Source organism: Corynebacterium sp. (assembly GCF_030532325.1).
In the GTDB taxonomy this organism is placed as follows: domain Bacteria; phylum Actinomycetota; class Actinomycetes; order Mycobacteriales; family Mycobacteriaceae; genus Corynebacterium.
In genome coordinates, this window is the sequence record NZ_JAUNLS010000021.1 from 1 (window position 1) to 15,473 (window position 15,473).

A 15,473-nucleotide genomic window follows, 5' to 3' on the forward strand; every position below is an offset into this window, starting at 1 on the left:
ACCGAGACGGGCACGGCAAATCTTCCAGCCTCAAACAGCCGCCCAGTTCGGGGCGGTTTCGGGTGCCTTATTGAAGCTGGGAGACCAGCAACCAATCCCGATAGAGTCCCCAGGGGCGGTCAAGTCCTGGGTAGGGGGCCGCAGACTCCACCGCAAAAAGGGCGGGGGAAGCAAAGAGCAGGAGGAAGCTGCCGTGGCGGCCTGGAGACGCTTAATGGGGCTGTACTGAAAACGGAAAAACTCGATTTAGGCCACGAAGGCACAGCCTGTTAAAGGCCGGCTTGCTAAAGGCCGCTTGTTAAAGGCACGGCTAGGAGGCCGGGCCAAGAAGCCGGCAGGCGCGTCTCGATGAGAGGGGACGTCGCTCGGCGGCGCAAGAGGGCTCGGAATCGCGGGCAAAAGCGCTGGTCAAAAGCTTTCCCGGGCCAACGATCCGGATCGGCCTATTGGGGTGGCAAGAAACTGTGGGCGTACAAGGGCAGCTGCGAGGCGAACTCCCGGGGTTTTCCGCTGAGCGGATCGATGAACGCGATGTGCACGGCCGTCAGGTGCATGGGCACGCGCATGTCCTCGGCTTCGGCGGGAAGGATGACGGGGTAGACGGGGTCGCCGAGAATCGGCACGCCTGCGGCCCACATGTGCAGGCGCAGTTGATGCGTCTTGCCGGTCCTGGGCTTGAGGGTGTACTTGGCTAGCTCGCCCACCTTGCCGTGCAGTGCCTCGTAGGCAGCGGTATCGACTGGATCGACGGACGCGACTTCGGTGATGGCGTTGGTGGGGCCCTCGACTAGTCGGCCCTGGATCTCGCCGGGGACCTTTTCAATGCGACTCTTCCAGACTGTGCCGGGGGTTATGGGAATGCCGTCCGGGGTGGCGGCGGAGGGAGCGGAAGCGATGGCCTCGTAGGTCTTGTGCACCTCGCGCTGCGCAAAAAGCGTCTGGTAGGCGCCGCGGATCTCGGGGCGCTTGGTGAAGAGCAGGATACCGGAGGTGAGCCTATCTAGGCGGTGGGCCGGTGAAAGCTCGTCGTTGCCCGTGATGCGGCGCATCTGTACCGTAGCGGTTTGCGTAATGTGGCGAGCCCGCGGCATCGTTGCCATGAAGGGCGGCTTGTCCACAACGAGCAGGTTCTCATCTTCGTAGAGAATCGGGATGTCGTAGGGTACCGGTGTCTCCGGGGCGGGCATCCGGTAGAAGTACACGTCATGACCAGTAGCCACCAAAGACTCCGGGCGCAGGGGTGTGCCGTCGCGCAAGACAACCTGGCCGGAGGTGAAGCGGTGGAGGAGAGCGGAGGCGCCGTCAAGCGGGTGACGGTGGCGCTGCGTGGAGATGAGATGCTCCACAAAATCCCAGGCCGTGACCGGCCCTTCCGGCACGCGGGCACGGGTGGGATTGAGGCCATCGCGAATGGGCAAGGGGGTTGCGCGCTTGCCCCTGTGTACTATTCTTTCTCCCATGGATTTTGACTCTCTTCTTGCACCCGCAATGGAATTTTCCTCCCAGGGCATCGGCGCCTTCCTGCGCGACGCCCTCGAGATCTTCTACAACATCATGTTCCCAGCTAACGCTGAGGCCGCCAAACCGTCGCCAGCTGCGTAAATAAGTACTACACTGAGGGTATAACCACCTGAAAGGAGAGGTCATGGCCAAAGAAGACATTGTCGTTGTTGCCGTTGATGGCTCGGAGGCATCAAAGAACGCCGTTCGTTGGGCAGCTAACACCGCACTGAAGCGTGGCATCCCGCTGCGCATCGCGTCCAGCTACACCATGCCGCAATTCCTCTACGCTGAGGGCATGGTCCCGCCGAAGGAGCTCTTTGAGGAGCTGCAGGCAGAGACCCTCGAGAAGATCGAGGAGGCCCGCACCATCGCGCACGAGGTGGCTCCAGAGCTGAAGATTGGCCACACGGTGGCTGAAGGCTCGCCGATTGACATGCTTCTGGAGATGTCCAAGGACGTCACCATGATCGTCATGGGCTCTCGCGGCATGGGTGGGCTCTCCGGCATGGTCATGGGCTCTGTCTCCGCATCCGTGGTCTCCCACGCATCGTGCCCGGTCGTGGTGGTTCGTGAGGACAACAACGTCACTGAGGCGACCAAGTACGGCCCCATCGTTGTCGGCGTGGACGGCTCCGAGGTTTCCCAGAAGGCCACTGCTTATGCCTTCAAGGAGGCGGATGCCCGCGGTTGTGAACTCATCGCCATTCATACCTGGATGGACATGCAGGTTCAGTCCTCGCTGGCTGGCCTCTCCGCAGCGCAGGCAGAGTGGGCAGACGTGGAGAAGGAGCAGGCCGAGCTGCTCACCGAGCGCCTGGCCGAGCACCAGAAGGAGTACCCGAACGTCCCGGTGAAAAAGATCATCGCCCGCGACCGCCCGGTGCGCGCGCTGACGGACGCCGCCGAGGGCGCCCAGCTGCTGGTCGTTGGCTCTCACGGCCGCGGCGGCTTTAAGGGCATGCTGCTGGGCTCCACCTCCCGCGCGCTGCTGCAGGCCGCGCCGTGCCCGATGATGGTTGTGCGCCCGGAGTCCGAGTAGAGCGCACCATAGATCTTCCGGCGCTGCTCTAGTACGGTGTGGTTTTATAAGCACCTACTGATAAATAGTGAAGGAGAGATAGTCAATGGGTCTTGGACTTGGATTCTTCGGCTCGATTGTTGTTGGCATCATCGCGGGCTGGCTCGCTGAGAAGATCATGCACCGCGATCATGGTCTGATGACCAACCTGATCGTCGGCGTCATCGGCGGCTTGGTGGGCGGCGGCTTGCTGTCGCTGTTTGATAAGAACGTGGAGGGCCACTGGTTCCTCATGATCGTCACGGCCACCGCGGGCGCCTGCCTCTTCCTGTGGCTCTTGGGAGTGATCAAGGGCGGCAAGAAATAGGAATTAGCGAACATACCGGTTTGTCTATATTGTGTAGATGAACCGGTTTTCGTTATTTCTGAAGAGGATGAGGAGTGCTTATGGCCGAGAAGAAGTCGCGCCGCAACCGCCCTAGCCCGCGCAGCCGCCTCTTGGAGTCGGCCACCAACCTTTTCACCACCGAGGGCATCCGCGTCATCGGCATCGACCGCATCCTGCGCGAGGCCGACGTGGCCAAGGCCTCCCTCTACTCCCTCTTCGGCTCGAAGGACGCGCTGGTCATCGCCTACGTCGAGGCCCTCGACGAGGCCTTCCGTGCGGACTGGAACGAGCGCACCAAGGAGATGACGGATCCGGAAAAGAAGGTGCTGGCCTTCTTTGACAAGGCCATTGAGGAGCAGCCCGGCATGGAGTTCCGCGGCTCCCACTTCTCCAACGCAGCCGGCGAGTATCCGCGCCCCGAGACCGACTCCGAGCGCGGCATCGTGGCCGCCTGTCTGGAGCACCGCACGTGGATGCACTCCACCATGACCGCGCTGCTCACCGCCAAGAACGGCTACCCCTCTCAGACCCAGGCCAGCCAGCTGCTCATTCTTCTCGACGGCGGCCTGGCCGGCGCTCGCCTCACCCGCGAGGTGGCACCCCTGTACACCGCGAAGGACATGGCGGTTAAGCTTCTCTCGGCTCCTCCGGCGGATTACTCGATTTAAGTGCCTGACGCGCCTGTGCGATGACGCGGGCGTTCTCTTTGCGCTCTTCCTTCGAGCGCTTCGGGGCCTTCTCCTTGGCGCGCCAGCGGCGGATGCTCTCGCGGCGCTGCTCGTGCACGGCCTCCGGCAGGGGGTAGCGCTTGCGCAGGATGGCCTCGTAGACCAGCGTCTGCACCAGGGTGAACAGGTAGGTGCAGCCCCAGTAGAAGATGATCGTCACCGGGATGGGCCCGTGCCAGGCCACATTCCACAGCATCCAGGGCACCAGGACGATGGTGATGATCATGAACCAGAAGAGGCGGCGCGGAATCTTCTGATCGAACTGCGTGGTGAGGAAGCCGCGGTAGAGCGTGATCAGCGTGTTGAGGAACGTGAAGGTGATGGCCGCGACGAGCATCGGTAGCACCAGGCCGTGGTGGTCGCGGGCGAAGTCCGTGAGGGGCACGCCGAAGACGGTGGAGGTGCGGAAGGAGGAGACGTCGTCAAGCGTGAGCATGCCCACCGGCTCGTTGGCGGTGCCGGACACACGCAGCACCACCCGGTATAGGCCCAGGAAGACGGGCAGGATGATGAAGATGGGCAGGCAGCCGATGGCCGGGTTGTGGGCGAAGCGCTCCTTGAGCTCCTGCTGATCCTTGAGGGCCTCGACGGCCTCGTCGACCTCCGTGGCGTTGCGCAGGCGCTCGGTGATCGCGGCTTGCTCCGGGCGCATGAGCGCGCCGATGCGGCCCTGCTTGATGGATTGCCAGTTGAGCGGAGCGATCAGCCCGCGCACGGTGAGCACCAGCAGGACGATGGTGGCGATCCACGCGTGGGAGCCGTTGAGGAAGAGCGAGCACACCAGATGCCAGAATTTCATGATTCCGGAAACCGGGTACATGAAGATTTCGAGCATAATGAACTCCTCGCTCTCGCACGATAGGGCACTTACACACTACAAGGGTTAAGGTTGGTGCATGAAAAAAGCCCGGGTGAGCACGGTGATAGGTGAGCTACTGCTCACGCTGGGAGTGCTGCTGCTCTTGTTTGCCTTCTACGAGGCCTATTGGACCAATCTGGAATCCGGCAAACTGCAGGAGGAAGCCAGCGATAACCTGGAGCAACAGTGGCGTAACCCGCGCGGCACGCTCACCCCGCAGCTGGGTGAGGCCTTCGCGCGGATGTACATTCCGGTCTTCGGCGCGGATTACAACTTCGCCATCCTGGAGGGCACGGACGACGCCGACCTCCTGCGCGGCCCCGGCCGCTACGTGGAGTCCCAGCTGCCGGGGGAGACGGGCAACTTCGCGGTGGCCGGCCACCGCGTGGGCAAGGGCGCGCCCTTCAATGACCTGGCCAACCTGCGCACCTGCGACGCCATCGTGGTGGAGACCCAGACGGAGTGGATCACCTACCGCGTGCTGCCTGTCGACGCCTCCCCGGCCCCCTGCCTCAGCGAGGAGCAGCGCGCCAAGCCCGAGTACGCCGCCCTGCCCGGGCGGGAGATCACCACTCCTGGCGACATCGGGGTGATTGCCCCGGTGCCGGGCTCGGAGGCCGCCCCGAGCGAGGCGCTGCTCACCCTGACCACCTGCCACCCGCAGTTTTCCAACGCCGAGCGCATGATAGTCCACGCCATGGCGGTGGAGAAGGAACCGAAGATAGCCGGGCAGCGCCCCGCCGTCCTGGAGGAGAGGTAAATGTACAAGGCACTGTGGAATCTGCTGCCCGGGCCCACCCCGGTCAAGGCGCTGCTGGCGCTGGCGCTGCTGGTGGCGGTGTTCTTCCTGCTCATGGAGGTGGTCTTCCCCTGGGTCTCGGCGCTCATGCCCTACAACGACGTCGCGGTCTAGGCCGGGGATTAAAGCCCCAGATTGCGGATGACCTCCTGGGCAATGAGCTCCGTCTTCAGCGTTTGCAGCTGGTTGGACCATACGAGCACCGCGGTGGTGTCCTTCTGCACGGCGTAGACGGCGTGCTCGTTGACGATGCCGCGCCCGCCGGACCAGCCCTCAAACTCGGCGAGCTCGGTCTCGCTGACGGGCGCGGTGGCGTCGACCAGCGCGCGGGCGGCCTCGACGCTGTCTTGCTTCTCAACGATGATCGTGGCCTGCGGATCCTCCGGGTAGGACCAGAAGATGCAGGCCGGGGTGTCAAAGCTGGGGTCCACGCCCACGCGGGTGACCTTTTGCCCGTTGGTCTGCGCCAGCCAGGCGGTATCCAGATAGGGGCAGTCGCGCCACTCGGTGGCTTCCGCCTGTGGGGCGGCGGTGGGCAGGGGGCTCAGCGTGGATTCGGGGGCGGGTGATTCCTCGGCCGGCTCGGTGTGCTGCGCGCAGGCGCTGAGGGCGAGGGTGAGCGCCGCGAGGCAGGGCAGTAGGCTTTTGCGCATGACGTCCACCATAGACCAGCGCTCCCGCGATACTGACGCCTTCCGCAACGGAATCCACGTGCTCACGGCGACGCTCCTCGTGGTCTCCATCCTGAGCTCGGTGCAGCTGCCGCTGTCCCAGGCGGTGCTCAACCTCGTGCTGCTGGTGGCCTTCGCCGCGGTCTACTTCGGCGGATCCGTCTACCTGGAGACCATGCCCAAGACCGCCCGCTCCGTCTGGCTCGGCATGCTCACCATCCTGTGGCTGGCGGATATGGCCGTGGCCCCGGTAGCGGTGTACCTGGTCTTCGCGCTCTTCTTCCTCTACCCCTACGTGCTCGACGTGGTGGCCGGAGTGCTGTGCGTCATGGCGACGATGCTCATCTCCATCCTCGTGCAGATCCCCAGCGGGCTGACCTTCGGCGGCGTCATGGGCCCGGCGGTCTCGGCGCTGGTGACCATCGCAATCACCTACGCCTTCCGGGCGCTGGCGCGGATGAACCAGAAGCTCACGGCGATGAACACCGAGCTGATGGATACCCGCTCCCAGCTGGCGGCCTCGGAGCGTGACGCCGGAATGATCGCCGAGCGCCAGCGCATCGCCCACGAGATCCATGACACCCTGGCCCAGGGGCTCTCCTCCATCCAAATGCTGCTGCACGCCGCGGACCGGGATCTCGCGGGCGAGGACATCCCGCGCGCCCAGGAGCGCATCGAGCTGGCGCGGCGCACCGCGGCGGATAACCTGCACGAGGCCCGCGCCATGATCGCCGCTCTGCAGCCCCCGGCGCTGGCGGAGACCTCCCTGGAAGCCGCCCTGGGCAGGATGGCGGAGAATTACACGGCCACCAGCGGCGTGGCTGTCGAGGTCGACGCCGAGGGCGATGTCTTCCAGCTGCCCATGAAGGTGGAGGCCGCGCTTCTGCGGATTGCGCAGGGGGCGGTGGGGAACGTCGTCAAGCATGCCCAGGCCAGCCGTGCCCGGGTGACGGTGACCTACGCGCCGGACGAGGTGCGCGTGGACGTGGTGGATAACGGCCAGGGCTTCGACGTCGAGGCGGTGGAGGCCCGGCCCGCTGGACTCGGCCACATCGGGTTGGCCGCTATGCGACGCCGCGCCGAGGAGCTCGGCGGCGAGGTGGTCATCGAATCCACCCCGGGAACGGGCACCGCCGTCTCTGTTAGTGTGCCCTTGGCCGAGCATGTAGATTAAGAGACAGTGTTTTCTGCGCGAAAGGCGCGCTATTGAGGAGGAAGCGGTCATGATCAGGGTCTTGCTGGCGGATGATCACGAAATTGTCCGTCTGGGCTTGCGCTCCGTGCTGGAGGGCGCCGAGGACATCGAGGTCGTGGGGGAAGTCGCTACCGCTGAAGCCGCCGTTTCCGCCGCGCAGGCAGGGGGCATCGACGTGCTGCTCATGGATCTGCGCTTCGGCGCCGGCGTGGAGGGCATGCGCGTCATGGGTGGTGCGGAGGCCACCGCGGCTATCCGCTCCTCCATGGCCAACCCGCCGAAAGTCCTGGTGGTGACCAACTATGACACCGACGCCGACATCCTCGGCGCCATCGAGGCCGGCGCGGTGGGCTACCTGCTCAAGGACGCCCCGCCGACGGAGCTGCTGGCCGCCGTGCGCTCGGCAGCGGAGGGCGATTCCGCGCTCTCCCCGGTGGTGGCGGACCGCCTCATGACGCGCGTGCGCACCCCGCGCACCTCGCTGACCCCGCGCGAGCTGGAGGTGCTCAAGCTGGTGGCGGCGGGCTCCTCCAACAAGGAGATCGGCGTGGAGCTCATGCTCTCTGAGGCGACGGTTAAGTCCCACCTTGTCCACATCTACGACAAGCTGGGCGTGCGCTCGCGCACCTCCGCCGTGGCGGCCGCGCGCGAGCAGGGCGTGCTCTAGGGGGCTTTTAGACCGCGTGGGCCTCGTTGTAGGCGTCGATGACGCTGTGCGGGATCTTGCCGCGGTGGGCCACGGGGATGCCCTGCTCGCGGGCCCAGGCGCGGACCTTGCTGGGATCCACGCGGCGGTTGTCGCGGTCTGGGGCGATGCGGGCCGCCTCGATGTAGGGGGTCATCATCTCATGGAAGGCGCGGGCGTTCTCGCGGGACAGATCCAGCAGATAGTTCTTGCCGTTGACGCTGAAGCGGATGACTTCCAGCTCGTCCTCGTTGATGGGGGTGTGGTCGATGTCGTCGAAGAATTGGGTGACTTCACGGCGGGCCATAGGTGCTCCAATATATGTGTCAGTTAAGAAAGTGTTTTCATCAGTGTCTCTGCCCTGTATGGCCGGGGAAGATTCGGCCTTAAGAAGCAACGAGAGTTTGCCCCTTTTGTTTACACAATAACAAGCATTCTTACGGCGCGCGAAGTAGGCGTTCTTTTTTCATCGTAGGAAAAAGTGAATTAGAATTTTGGTCCGCATAATGAACTCATATGTCCAGCTCATGCAGGCAAAAGAAAAACCCTGCCGGGCGGGCAGGGTCTAAAAAGGCCAAACTAGGCGGAAAGCTTTTCCTGGATTGCCTCGGTGATGGCGTCAATTTCCGAGTTAATCGAGGAGTGTGCGCGGCGTCGCTGTGCCTCGGTCATGAACTCTGCATTGTCAATTGCCGTATCGAGCTCGGTGAGACGTTCCTTAACGTCGCGCTTGAACCCGGCGGGAACCTCGGCATTCTGCAGGGAATTGCGAATGCCCGCCACGCGCGCCTTGAGCGGCGCGCCGTGGCCGGAGAAGGAGGCCAGCTGATCGGCGCTGACGCCTGCCTTCTGCGCGCGCTTCTTCTCCAGCTGATCCTGCGCGGCGGTCACACCGCGGTAGATCAGCGGCAGCAGCAACGGGGCGGCGGTACGCAGTGCACCCGCGTAGCGTTTGACGTTATCGCGGTTAAAGCGGCCCTTCTTGATGCGCTCCAGCTCGGCCTTGGCCATCTTGTACTCGTGCTTGCGGCGGTTCTTCAGACCCTTGTTCTCGGCCTTAATCAGCGCCTTTTCCTGCTTGGCCAGCAGCTTCTGCTGGCGGCGACGCGCCTTGTCTGCAGCCTTGACCTCAGCCTTCGCGCGCGTCTTCGCGGCCTTGGCCTCGGCGCGGGCCTCGATGCGCGCCTTGCGGAGTTTCTTCATAATGCTCATTAAAAGTCCTTCGTTAGGGTGTGGGTTCAACTTTAGCAAGCTGGTCGGTTAAGCTCACCCGGTGTGAAGGATGTGCTCGCCGCTGGAGACCTCGTGGGGTGCCGCTACCGTGTGGTGCAGCGGCGCGCCCACCCGGACGTGCCGCGCACCCACGCCAGCCTAGCCCGCGCCGAGCGCCACGCCGCGGCTATTGCGGCCGTGCTGGCCAAGCTCCCCCGCAAGGCCCCAGGGCGCTTCCGCCGCATCGATCTGGAGGGCACGGACTGGGAGCGTTCCATGGCTACCCTCGAGGCGATGGCCGCCGGTTATACCCACATCACCAATGCGGTGCTGAGCACCGCGACATGGATGGTCAAGGTGGAGCTTCTGCTGCGCGAGGGCGAGGCTTACACCCCGATCATCGTCTCGAACCACCGCATCGCCCGCCCGCACTCCTCGGCCCGTACCCCGGCGGTGCCCACCCACCGGCTGGGGCTGAGCCAGCCGCTGGAGCTGAGGTACAAGACCAAGCACCACGCCATCGACGGCTACCGCCTGGGTCTGGCCGCCCGCGGGCTGGAGGCGGCGGGGATGAATTCGGGCCGAGGCGGAGCCATTGGCCAGGACCGTGACCACGCCTTCTTCACTGACACCGCGCGATACCAGGTGGAGGAGGCGCTCAACCAGCCGCTGCCTAGCGCCCCGCGCCGCGTCAAGGAGTGCGCCAGCTGCCGTTTCTGGCAGCTCTGCGAGCCGGAGCTGCGCGCCCGGGATGAGATCTCGCTCTTCCTCCCGGGGGATCGAGCGCGCGACTTCCGCGAGTGCGGCATCGACACGGTGCAGGGGCTTGTTGAGGCCCGCCTTGGTGAACCCTCCGCCCTCGCCGCCGCCTGGCAGCGCGATATCCCGCTGCTGCGCCGCGACTCCGTGGCGGTGCCGCGCGCGGACGTCGAGGTGGACGTGGACATGGAGGCCTACATGGATCAGGGCGTCTACCTGTGGGGCGCGTGGCACGAGGGCCGCTACCATCCCTTTGTCACCTGGGATCCGCTGGGCGGGCGTGCGGAGGCGGCCACCGTGGCGCAGTTCTGGCGGTGGCTTATGGGCCTGCGCGCCCAAGCCCACGCGGAGGGCAAGACCTTCGCCGCCTACTGCTATTCCGCGCACGGGGAGAACCACTGGCTTCGCCGCTGCGCCCAGCGCTTTGGCACCCCGGGGGCTGAGGAGGTCGAGGCCTTCATCAACTCCCCGGAGTGGGTGGATCTCTTCGTCCACGTCAAGCGCAGTTTTGCCGGGCCCTTTGGGCTGAGCCTCAAGACGGTCGCCCCCGTGGCCGGCTTTGCCTGGCCGGAGGAGTTCGACGGCGAGGAGTCCGTCAACGCGCGCCGCGAAGCTCTGGCTGGGGATACCCACGCGCGGCAGCAGATCCTGGATTACAACGCCGGCGACGTCCAGGCCACCCGGGTGGTGCGCGAGTGGATGAGCGCCGGCGCGCCAGGCATCCCGGATCTGCGGGACTTCCTGCGCTAAACCCGGCTCACAGCGCGGCCAGCAGGGCCAGCACTGCGATGCCCGCCCAGACCTGGCTCCACGGCGCGGCAGCCTCGGGCGCTGGGCCCTCGGCCTTGCCCTGGATGACGGCCTTCTGCGCCTTGACCGCGCGGATCATGAGCGGCAGCAGCGCGGCCAGCGCGCCCAGGCACAGCGCGGAGGCGCCCACCATGGTCCAGGAGTTGCTGGTGATAAGCCACAGCCCCAGGCCGCCGTTGACAAAGGTGGCGCGCAACAGCCCCATGCGGTTGAGCTCGCGCAGTCCGGCGCGGGTGGCCGCGGGCCCGCCGCCCATCGTGGTGGGCAACAGGTAGCACATGGTGCCGATGAGCAGCTGGCCGGCAAAACCCACCACCAGCGCCAGCATGGGCACCTTGGGCTCCGGGGTGAAGAAGTGCTCGACGCTGTAGTAGGCCAGCCCGCCCACCAGCCAGAAGTTGGCCAGCAGGGCGGAGACCGCGGGGTAGGTCAGCCGGCTGGGCTGCTCGGTGCCGGCGCGCAGCGCGGTGGCCACCCAGCCCTGCAGGCTCAAGGCCCAGCCCACGCAGTAGAGAAGAAGCCCCGCTTGCGGCACGTTGATAATCGCCCCCAGCAAGGTGGCCACCACGCCCGCGGCGAGCAGCCAGAAGCTCGGCCGCATGCGCGGGTTGACCCCCTGGGTGCGCCACATGGCGGGAAAGAGGATGGTCAGCGAGCCGGCCGCGGCTAGGCCCACGAAGCCGCCCACATTGGCCGCCACGTGCGCGATAATCAGCTGCGGCTGGCTGGGGAAGGCCGCGAGCACTCCGCCCAGGCAGGCGCCGACGGCCAGGAAGAGCGCCGAGCCCACGTACGCGGCCACCACGGGGCGGAAGCGCTTGTTCTCTGCCTGGCGCCACAGCCGGGCGAGCTCGGCGGCGTGCCAGAGCACCATCGCCGTGACCAGTGCGGCACCGACGGCGGTGAGGATCCAATGCGGCGGCCAGGACTCGGCGAAGAGCTGTCCGGCAATCACCACGACGATGCCGAGGTTGAGCAGGTAAATGCGCCGCAGCTGGCGCGGACGGGCGGAATCCGGCAGCTTGAGCTGAACGAACTTCTCGGTGAGATGCTGCGACCACACCATGATGCTGTTGGTGAGGATGCCCAGGGTAAACAGGTGGATGAGCACCCAGCGGTAGTTGGGGATGAGGATGTGGCTCAGCCCGATGATGAGGAAGACCACCATCCAGATGCTGACGGGACGGGATGCCTTGCGATGCCACGTGCGCGCTGACCACTTATCCATAAAACACGAGTTTATCCGTTTTTTCTCGCGAACCAGGTGAGCACCACCAGTCCAGCGCTAATGGCGGTGAAGATGCAGATGAAGATGGTCCAGCTGACGGCGTCGAAAAGCAGGCCCGCTGAAGCGCCCAGGATGGAGCTGCCCCAGTAATAGAAGAAGACGTAGAGGCTCGAGGCCTCGGCCCTATCGTGGGTGGCGATGTGCCCCACCCAGCCGGAGGCTGTGGCGTGCGCGGCGAAGAAACCCACGGTAAACAGCACGATGCCGCTGAGCACGGCAAAAAGCGGCCCGGCGCACAGGGCGATGCCCACGGCCAGCAGCAGGCAGGAGACCATGAGCGTGGGCCCGTGCCCCCAGCGGTTGACCAGGGAGCCCGCCCGCGCCGAGGACCACGTGCCGGTGAGGTAGAAGAGGAAGACTAGGCCCGCGATGCCCGGGGCGAGCCCGAAGTGATGGATGAGGCGGAAACTCAAGAAGTTGTAGAGCGCCACGAAGGTGCCCATGGCCACGAAAGCCACGATGAACAGCGGGATGAGGCGCCTATCGCACGCGTGCCTGGCGATGGCGCGCAGCTCGCTGCCGAAGTGAATCTCCTTGGGGCGGAAGTTGCGCGGTGAGGGCAAGAGCAGCGCGCCGATGATGGCGAAGGTGAGCGTGACCAGGCTGGACCCGGCCAGGGCCCAGCGCCAGGAGGTGAACTCGAGCAGTCCGGTGGGGATGAGGCGGCCGGTCAGCCCGCCCACGGTGGTGCCGGCGATGTAAAGGCCCATGGCGCGGGCGATCTGGTTGGAGTCGAGCTCCTCGGAAATCCACGCCATGGCGGTGGCCGGGGCGCCGGCCATCACGGCCCCCTGCAGGCCGCGCACCGCGATGAGCGCGCCCGGGGTGGGGGCCAGGGGAACGAGCATGCCGATGAGCGTGGCGGACACCGTGGAGATGAGTAGCATGCGGCCGCGCCCGAAGCGCTCGGAGAGGATGGACATGGGGATCACGCACATGGCCAGCGCGCCGGTGGCGGCCGAGATGGTCATGGCGGCCTCGGCGGAGCTCATGCCCATGTCCTCGACGAGTGCGGGGAGCATGGCTTGGGTGGGGTAGAGGCCGGAGAAGATGGCCAGCCCCACAAAGAGCATGGCAATGGTGGCGCGCCGGGTTCGAGTCATGGAGACAAGCATGCGCTACCGTGGGTGATGTGTAAAATGTGCAAAAGTGTCCTGCGCCATGCACAGTATGCATAGTGCGTGCTCCGCGCCCCAAGGAAGATGCCTTATGAACCTTGATGACGTCCGCGGCGTCGTAGCCGTGGCGGACTACGGTCTGGTCGGCGCGGCTGCCGACGCCCTCGGACTCTCCCAATCCGCGCTCAGCCGCCGCGTGCAACGCGTGGAACAACAGGTGGGCGCCAGCCTCTTCGAGCGCTCCGGGCGCAGGCTGAGCCTCAATTCCCGCGGGCGTGCCTTTGTCACCCACGCGCGCACCATGCTCACAGCTGAGGCCAGTGCCCGCGACGCCGTCTCCCGCCTCATGGATCCGGAGCGCGGCACCGTGTGCCTGGACTTCATGCACTCGCTGGGCACGTGGATGGTCCCTGACCTGGTGGGGCGCTACCGCTCGGCGCACCCGGGCGTGGATATTCGCCTGCACCAGGGCGCGGCCCGGGCGCTGGTGGACCGCGTGCTGGCCGGCGAGTCCGATCTCGCGCTGGTGGGCCCGCGCCCGCAGGAGGAGGTGGGCCGGGAGCTCAACTGGCACCTCATCGAGCGCCAGCGCCTAGGCCTGGCGGTGCCGGAGGGCCATTGGGCCGCCGGCCGTAGCAGCGCGCGCATGGAGGAGTTCCGCGACGAGCCCTTCATTGGCATGCTGCCTGGCTACGGCACCCGCATGCTTCTCGACGAGCTCACCTCGCACGCCGGCTTCAGCCCCCGCTTGGTTTTCGAGTCCATGGAGCTGAGCACCGTCGCGGGCCTGGTGGCCGCCGGACTTGGGGTGGCGCTGCTGCCCCTGGATGATCCCTACCTGCATACGGAAAACCTCATCGCGCTCGACCCGCCTGCCCACCGCGAGCTGGGCCTCGTATGGCGCCGCGGCGATGACGCCCCCGCCGCCGCCCAGATGCGGGCCTTCATTCAGGCGCAGGGCTGATGAAGGGGAAAGCCCCCGGCCGCACGCGAGGTGCAGGCCGAGGGCCGAATGCGCTCGAAGCGCTAGTGCTTACTTGGAAGCAGCAGCGTAACGCTCAGCAACGTCATCCCAGTTGAAGACGTTCCAGACTGCCTTGACGTAGTCAGCCTTCACGTTCTTGTACTGGAGGTAGAAAGCGTGCTCCCACATATCGAGCATGAGCAGCGGGGTCAGGTTCACGGAGATGTTGCCCTGCTGGTCGGTGAGCTGCTCGATGACCAGGCGGCCAGCGATGTGGTCGTAGCCCAGAACTGCCCAGCCGGAGCCTTGCAGACCCAGAGCGGCAGCGGAGAAGTGAGCCTTGAACTTCTCAAAGGAACCAAAGTCGCGGTTGATAGCCTCAGCCAGCTCGCCGGTGGGCTCGCCGCCACCGTTCGGGGAAAGGTTCTTCCAGAAGATGGAGTGGTTGGTGTGGCCACCCAGGTTGAAGGCCAGGTTCTTGGACAGTGCGCGGATGGCGTCGGGGTTAGCCTCGCCGTTGCGCTGCTCCTCCAGCGCCTCGAGGGCGGCGTTGGCGCCGGCTACGTAGCCAGCGTGGTGCTTGGAGTGGTGCAGCTCCATAATCTCAGCGGAGATGTGGGGCTCCAGTGCGTCGTATGCGTAGTCGAGTTCCGGAAGTTCGTATACAGCCATTGTTCATTCCTTTCTTTGGGTACGTGCCCAATGATAGGAGGGTTCGAAGAATTTAGCCACATTATTTTCTTTGGGCTATCTCCTAGCCTCGCTTCGCGGGAGGAAGCACAGCCCACCGTACCTGTAGAATCGTCGCCATGTCTTGGATGTTTGCACCCGCACCGCGAATCGTTGACCGCGACGAGGCCCTGCCCGGCCGCAGCGAGCCCGTTCTTGCACACCCGCGTCCGCACGCCGTGTTGGGCACGCCCATCACCGGCCCCTGGAAGGAAGGTCAGAAAAGCCTCATCATTGGCATCGGCTGCTTCTGGGGTGCGGAGAAGATGTTCTGGGAAAAGGAGGGCGTGGACTCCACCTCCGTGGGCTACGCCGGCGGCACCACCCCGAACCCCACCTACTACGAGGTCTGCCGGGGCTTGACCAACCACGCTGAGGTCGTGCAGATCACCTACGACCCCACCCGTGTGAGCCTGCGCGAGCTCGTCGTCATGGCGCTGGAGGCCCACGATCCCACCCAGGGCTTCCGCCAAGGCAACGACGTGGGCACCCAGTACCGCTCGGCCTTCTACCCCGAGACCGAAGCCGAGCGCGAGGAAATCCAGCACCTGGTGGATTCCTACGCCGGCAAGCTTGGCGACGCCGGCTTCGGCGCCGTCACCACCGAAGTCACCCTGCTCAGTGACACCGACTCCGGCGCCTACTACCTGGCCGAGGGCGAGCACCAGCAGTACCTGCACAAGAACCCCAACGGCTACTGCCCGCACCACAGCACCGGCGTTAAGTGCGGCTAGGCCAAGCGCGCTG

The 15,473-nt window shown here is 65.5% G+C and carries 19 protein-coding genes; 11 read left to right on the forward strand and 8 right to left on the reverse strand.

Annotated elements, in window-relative coordinates:
- Positions 1-443: 443 nt before the first annotated feature.
- Positions 444-1,460, reverse strand: coding sequence for a pseudouridine synthase (locus Q4E25_RS09960; RefSeq protein WP_303156672.1), 1,017 nt, complete (start codon positions 1,458-1,460; stop codon positions 444-446).
- On the opposite strand from Q4E25_RS09960, the gene Q4E25_RS09965 reads away from it, so the two are divergent.
- The 4 genes from Q4E25_RS09965 (at position 1,459) to Q4E25_RS09980 (ending at position 3,577) form a co-directional block, all read left to right on the forward strand.
- Positions 1,459-1,602, forward strand: coding sequence for a hypothetical protein (locus tag Q4E25_RS09965; RefSeq protein ID WP_303156674.1), 144 nt, complete (start codon positions 1,459-1,461; stop codon positions 1,600-1,602). The two genes, Q4E25_RS09960 and Q4E25_RS09965, sit on opposite strands and share 2 nt — an antisense overlap.
- A 43-nt stretch (positions 1,603-1,645) precedes the next feature.
- Complete coding sequence (locus Q4E25_RS09970) at positions 1,646-2,542, forward strand: universal stress protein (RefSeq protein ID WP_303156676.1); 897 nt, start codon at positions 1,646-1,648, stop codon at positions 2,540-2,542.
- 85 nt (positions 2,543-2,627) lie between these two features.
- Positions 2,628-2,888: a GlsB/YeaQ/YmgE family stress response membrane protein gene (locus Q4E25_RS09975; RefSeq protein WP_303156678.1), complete on the forward strand. Its 261-nt coding sequence runs from the start codon at positions 2,628-2,630 to the stop codon at positions 2,886-2,888.
- A gap of 80 nt (positions 2,889-2,968) precedes the next feature.
- Positions 2,969-3,577, forward strand: a complete 609-nt coding sequence (locus Q4E25_RS09980) for a TetR/AcrR family transcriptional regulator (protein WP_303156681.1) — start codon at positions 2,969-2,971, stop codon at positions 3,575-3,577.
- On the opposite strand, the gene yidC is transcribed toward Q4E25_RS09980, so the two are convergent.
- Entirely contained in the window at positions 3,537-4,472 is a 936-nt protein-coding gene (gene yidC / locus Q4E25_RS09985) for a membrane protein insertase YidC (RefSeq protein ID WP_303156682.1), read from the reverse strand. The genes Q4E25_RS09980 and yidC overlap by 41 nt on opposite strands.
- Positions 4,473-4,533: 61 nt before the next feature.
- On the opposite strand from yidC, the gene Q4E25_RS09990 reads away from it, so the two are divergent.
- Positions 4,534-5,256: a class E sortase gene (locus Q4E25_RS09990; protein ID WP_303156685.1), complete on the forward strand. Its 723-nt coding sequence runs from the start codon at positions 4,534-4,536 to the stop codon at positions 5,254-5,256.
- Positions 5,257-5,409, forward strand: coding sequence for a hypothetical protein (locus Q4E25_RS09995; protein ID WP_303156687.1), 153 nt, complete (start codon positions 5,257-5,259; stop codon positions 5,407-5,409).
- An 8-nt stretch (positions 5,410-5,417) separates the two neighbouring features.
- On the opposite strand, the gene Q4E25_RS10000 is transcribed toward Q4E25_RS09995, so the two are convergent.
- Complete coding sequence (locus Q4E25_RS10000; protein WP_303156689.1) at positions 5,418-5,948, reverse strand: DUF2020 domain-containing protein; 531 nt, start codon at positions 5,946-5,948, stop codon at positions 5,418-5,420.
- Between Q4E25_RS10000 and Q4E25_RS10005 the strand changes: the two genes are divergently transcribed.
- A complete protein-coding gene (locus Q4E25_RS10005; RefSeq protein ID WP_303156691.1) occupies positions 5,947-7,140 on the forward strand; it encodes a sensor histidine kinase in 1,194 nt (397 codons plus the stop codon). The genes Q4E25_RS10000 and Q4E25_RS10005 overlap by 2 nt on opposite strands.
- 49 nt (positions 7,141-7,189) lie before the next feature.
- A complete protein-coding gene (locus tag Q4E25_RS10010) occupies positions 7,190-7,828 on the forward strand; it encodes a response regulator transcription factor (RefSeq protein WP_303156692.1) in 639 nt (212 codons plus the stop codon).
- A 7-nt stretch (positions 7,829-7,835) separates the two neighbouring features.
- Here Q4E25_RS10010 and Q4E25_RS10015 read toward each other — a convergent pair whose 3' ends face one another.
- Both Q4E25_RS10015 and Q4E25_RS10020 read right to left on the reverse strand, forming a co-directional pair.
- Positions 7,836-8,153, reverse strand: coding sequence for an Lsr2 family protein (locus Q4E25_RS10015; protein ID WP_303156696.1), 318 nt, complete (start codon positions 8,151-8,153; stop codon positions 7,836-7,838).
- A 272-nt stretch (positions 8,154-8,425) separates the two neighbouring features.
- Positions 8,426-9,058, reverse strand: a complete 633-nt coding sequence (locus Q4E25_RS10020; protein ID WP_303156699.1) for a DUF6474 family protein — start codon at positions 9,056-9,058, stop codon at positions 8,426-8,428.
- A 63-nt stretch (positions 9,059-9,121) separates the two neighbouring features.
- Here Q4E25_RS10020 and Q4E25_RS10025 point away from each other — a divergent pair, with 63 nt between their 5' ends.
- Entirely contained in the window at positions 9,122-10,567 is a 1,446-nt protein-coding gene (locus Q4E25_RS10025) for a TM0106 family RecB-like putative nuclease (protein WP_303156700.1), read from the forward strand.
- Between the two features lie 7 nt (positions 10,568-10,574).
- Here Q4E25_RS10025 and Q4E25_RS10030 read toward each other — a convergent pair whose 3' ends face one another.
- Together Q4E25_RS10030 and Q4E25_RS10035 are read right to left on the reverse strand one after the other, a co-directional pair.
- A complete protein-coding gene (locus Q4E25_RS10030) occupies positions 10,575-11,855 on the reverse strand; it encodes a copper oxidase (protein ID WP_303156702.1) in 1,281 nt (426 codons plus the stop codon).
- A gap of 11 nt (positions 11,856-11,866) precedes the next feature.
- Positions 11,867-13,018: an MFS transporter gene (locus Q4E25_RS10035; RefSeq protein ID WP_303156704.1), complete on the reverse strand. Its 1,152-nt coding sequence runs from the start codon at positions 13,016-13,018 to the stop codon at positions 11,867-11,869.
- A gap of 106 nt (positions 13,019-13,124) precedes the next feature.
- Here Q4E25_RS10035 and Q4E25_RS10040 point away from each other — a divergent pair, with 106 nt between their 5' ends.
- The gene (locus Q4E25_RS10040; RefSeq protein ID WP_303156706.1) at positions 13,125-13,997 is read left to right on the forward strand and encodes a LysR family transcriptional regulator; all 873 of its coding nucleotides are present in this window, start codon (positions 13,125-13,127) and stop codon (positions 13,995-13,997) included.
- 69 nt (positions 13,998-14,066) lie between these two features.
- On the opposite strand, the gene Q4E25_RS10045 is transcribed toward Q4E25_RS10040, so the two are convergent.
- Positions 14,067-14,669 carry a superoxide dismutase gene (locus Q4E25_RS10045; protein WP_303156708.1) on the reverse strand — a complete coding sequence of 201 codons (603 nt, stop codon included), beginning with the start codon at positions 14,667-14,669 and terminating at the stop codon, positions 14,067-14,069.
- Between the two features lie 137 nt (positions 14,670-14,806).
- Between Q4E25_RS10045 and msrA the strand changes: the two genes are divergently transcribed.
- The gene (gene msrA / locus Q4E25_RS10050; protein ID WP_303156709.1) at positions 14,807-15,460 is read left to right on the forward strand and encodes a peptide-methionine (S)-S-oxide reductase MsrA; all 654 of its coding nucleotides are present in this window, start codon (positions 14,807-14,809) and stop codon (positions 15,458-15,460) included.
- Positions 15,461-15,473 lie beyond the last annotated feature (13 nt).

Coding starts and splice junctions, on each gene's coding strand:
- Q4E25_RS09990 (WP_303156685.1), top strand. CDS start 4,534: ATGAAAAAAGCCCGGGTGAGCACGGTGATAGGTGAGCTACTGCTCACG.
- Q4E25_RS10020 (WP_303156699.1), bottom strand. CDS start 9,058: ATGAGCATTATGAAGAAACTCCGCAAGGCGCGCATCGAGGCCCGCGCC.
- Q4E25_RS09995 (WP_303156687.1), top strand. CDS start 5,257: ATGTACAAGGCACTGTGGAATCTGCTGCCCGGGCCCACCCCGGTCAAG.
- Q4E25_RS09965 (WP_303156674.1), top strand. CDS start 1,459: ATGGATTTTGACTCTCTTCTTGCACCCGCAATGGAATTTTCCTCCCAG.
- Q4E25_RS10040 (WP_303156706.1), top strand. CDS start 13,125: ATGAACCTTGATGACGTCCGCGGCGTCGTAGCCGTGGCGGACTACGGT.
- Q4E25_RS10005 (WP_303156691.1), top strand. CDS start 5,947: ATGACGTCCACCATAGACCAGCGCTCCCGCGATACTGACGCCTTCCGC.
- Q4E25_RS10045 (WP_303156708.1), bottom strand. CDS start 14,669: ATGGCTGTATACGAACTTCCGGAACTCGACTACGCATACGACGCACTG.
- msrA (WP_303156709.1), top strand. CDS start 14,807: ATGTCTTGGATGTTTGCACCCGCACCGCGAATCGTTGACCGCGACGAG.
- Q4E25_RS10010 (WP_303156692.1), top strand. CDS start 7,190: ATGATCAGGGTCTTGCTGGCGGATGATCACGAAATTGTCCGTCTGGGC.
- Q4E25_RS10035 (WP_303156704.1), bottom strand. CDS start 13,018: ATGACTCGAACCCGGCGCGCCACCATTGCCATGCTCTTTGTGGGGCTG.
- Q4E25_RS10000 (WP_303156689.1), bottom strand. CDS start 5,948: ATGCGCAAAAGCCTACTGCCCTGCCTCGCGGCGCTCACCCTCGCCCTC.
- Q4E25_RS10030 (WP_303156702.1), bottom strand. CDS start 11,855: ATGGATAAGTGGTCAGCGCGCACGTGGCATCGCAAGGCATCCCGTCCC.
- Q4E25_RS09960 (WP_303156672.1), bottom strand. CDS start 1,460: ATGGGAGAAAGAATAGTACACAGGGGCAAGCGCGCAACCCCCTTGCCC.
- Q4E25_RS09975 (WP_303156678.1), top strand. CDS start 2,628: ATGGGTCTTGGACTTGGATTCTTCGGCTCGATTGTTGTTGGCATCATC.
- Q4E25_RS09980 (WP_303156681.1), top strand. CDS start 2,969: ATGGCCGAGAAGAAGTCGCGCCGCAACCGCCCTAGCCCGCGCAGCCGC.
- Q4E25_RS09970 (WP_303156676.1), top strand. CDS start 1,646: ATGGCCAAAGAAGACATTGTCGTTGTTGCCGTTGATGGCTCGGAGGCA.
- Q4E25_RS10015 (WP_303156696.1), bottom strand. CDS start 8,153: ATGGCCCGCCGTGAAGTCACCCAATTCTTCGACGACATCGACCACACC.
- yidC (WP_303156682.1), bottom strand. CDS start 4,472: ATGCTCGAAATCTTCATGTACCCGGTTTCCGGAATCATGAAATTCTGG.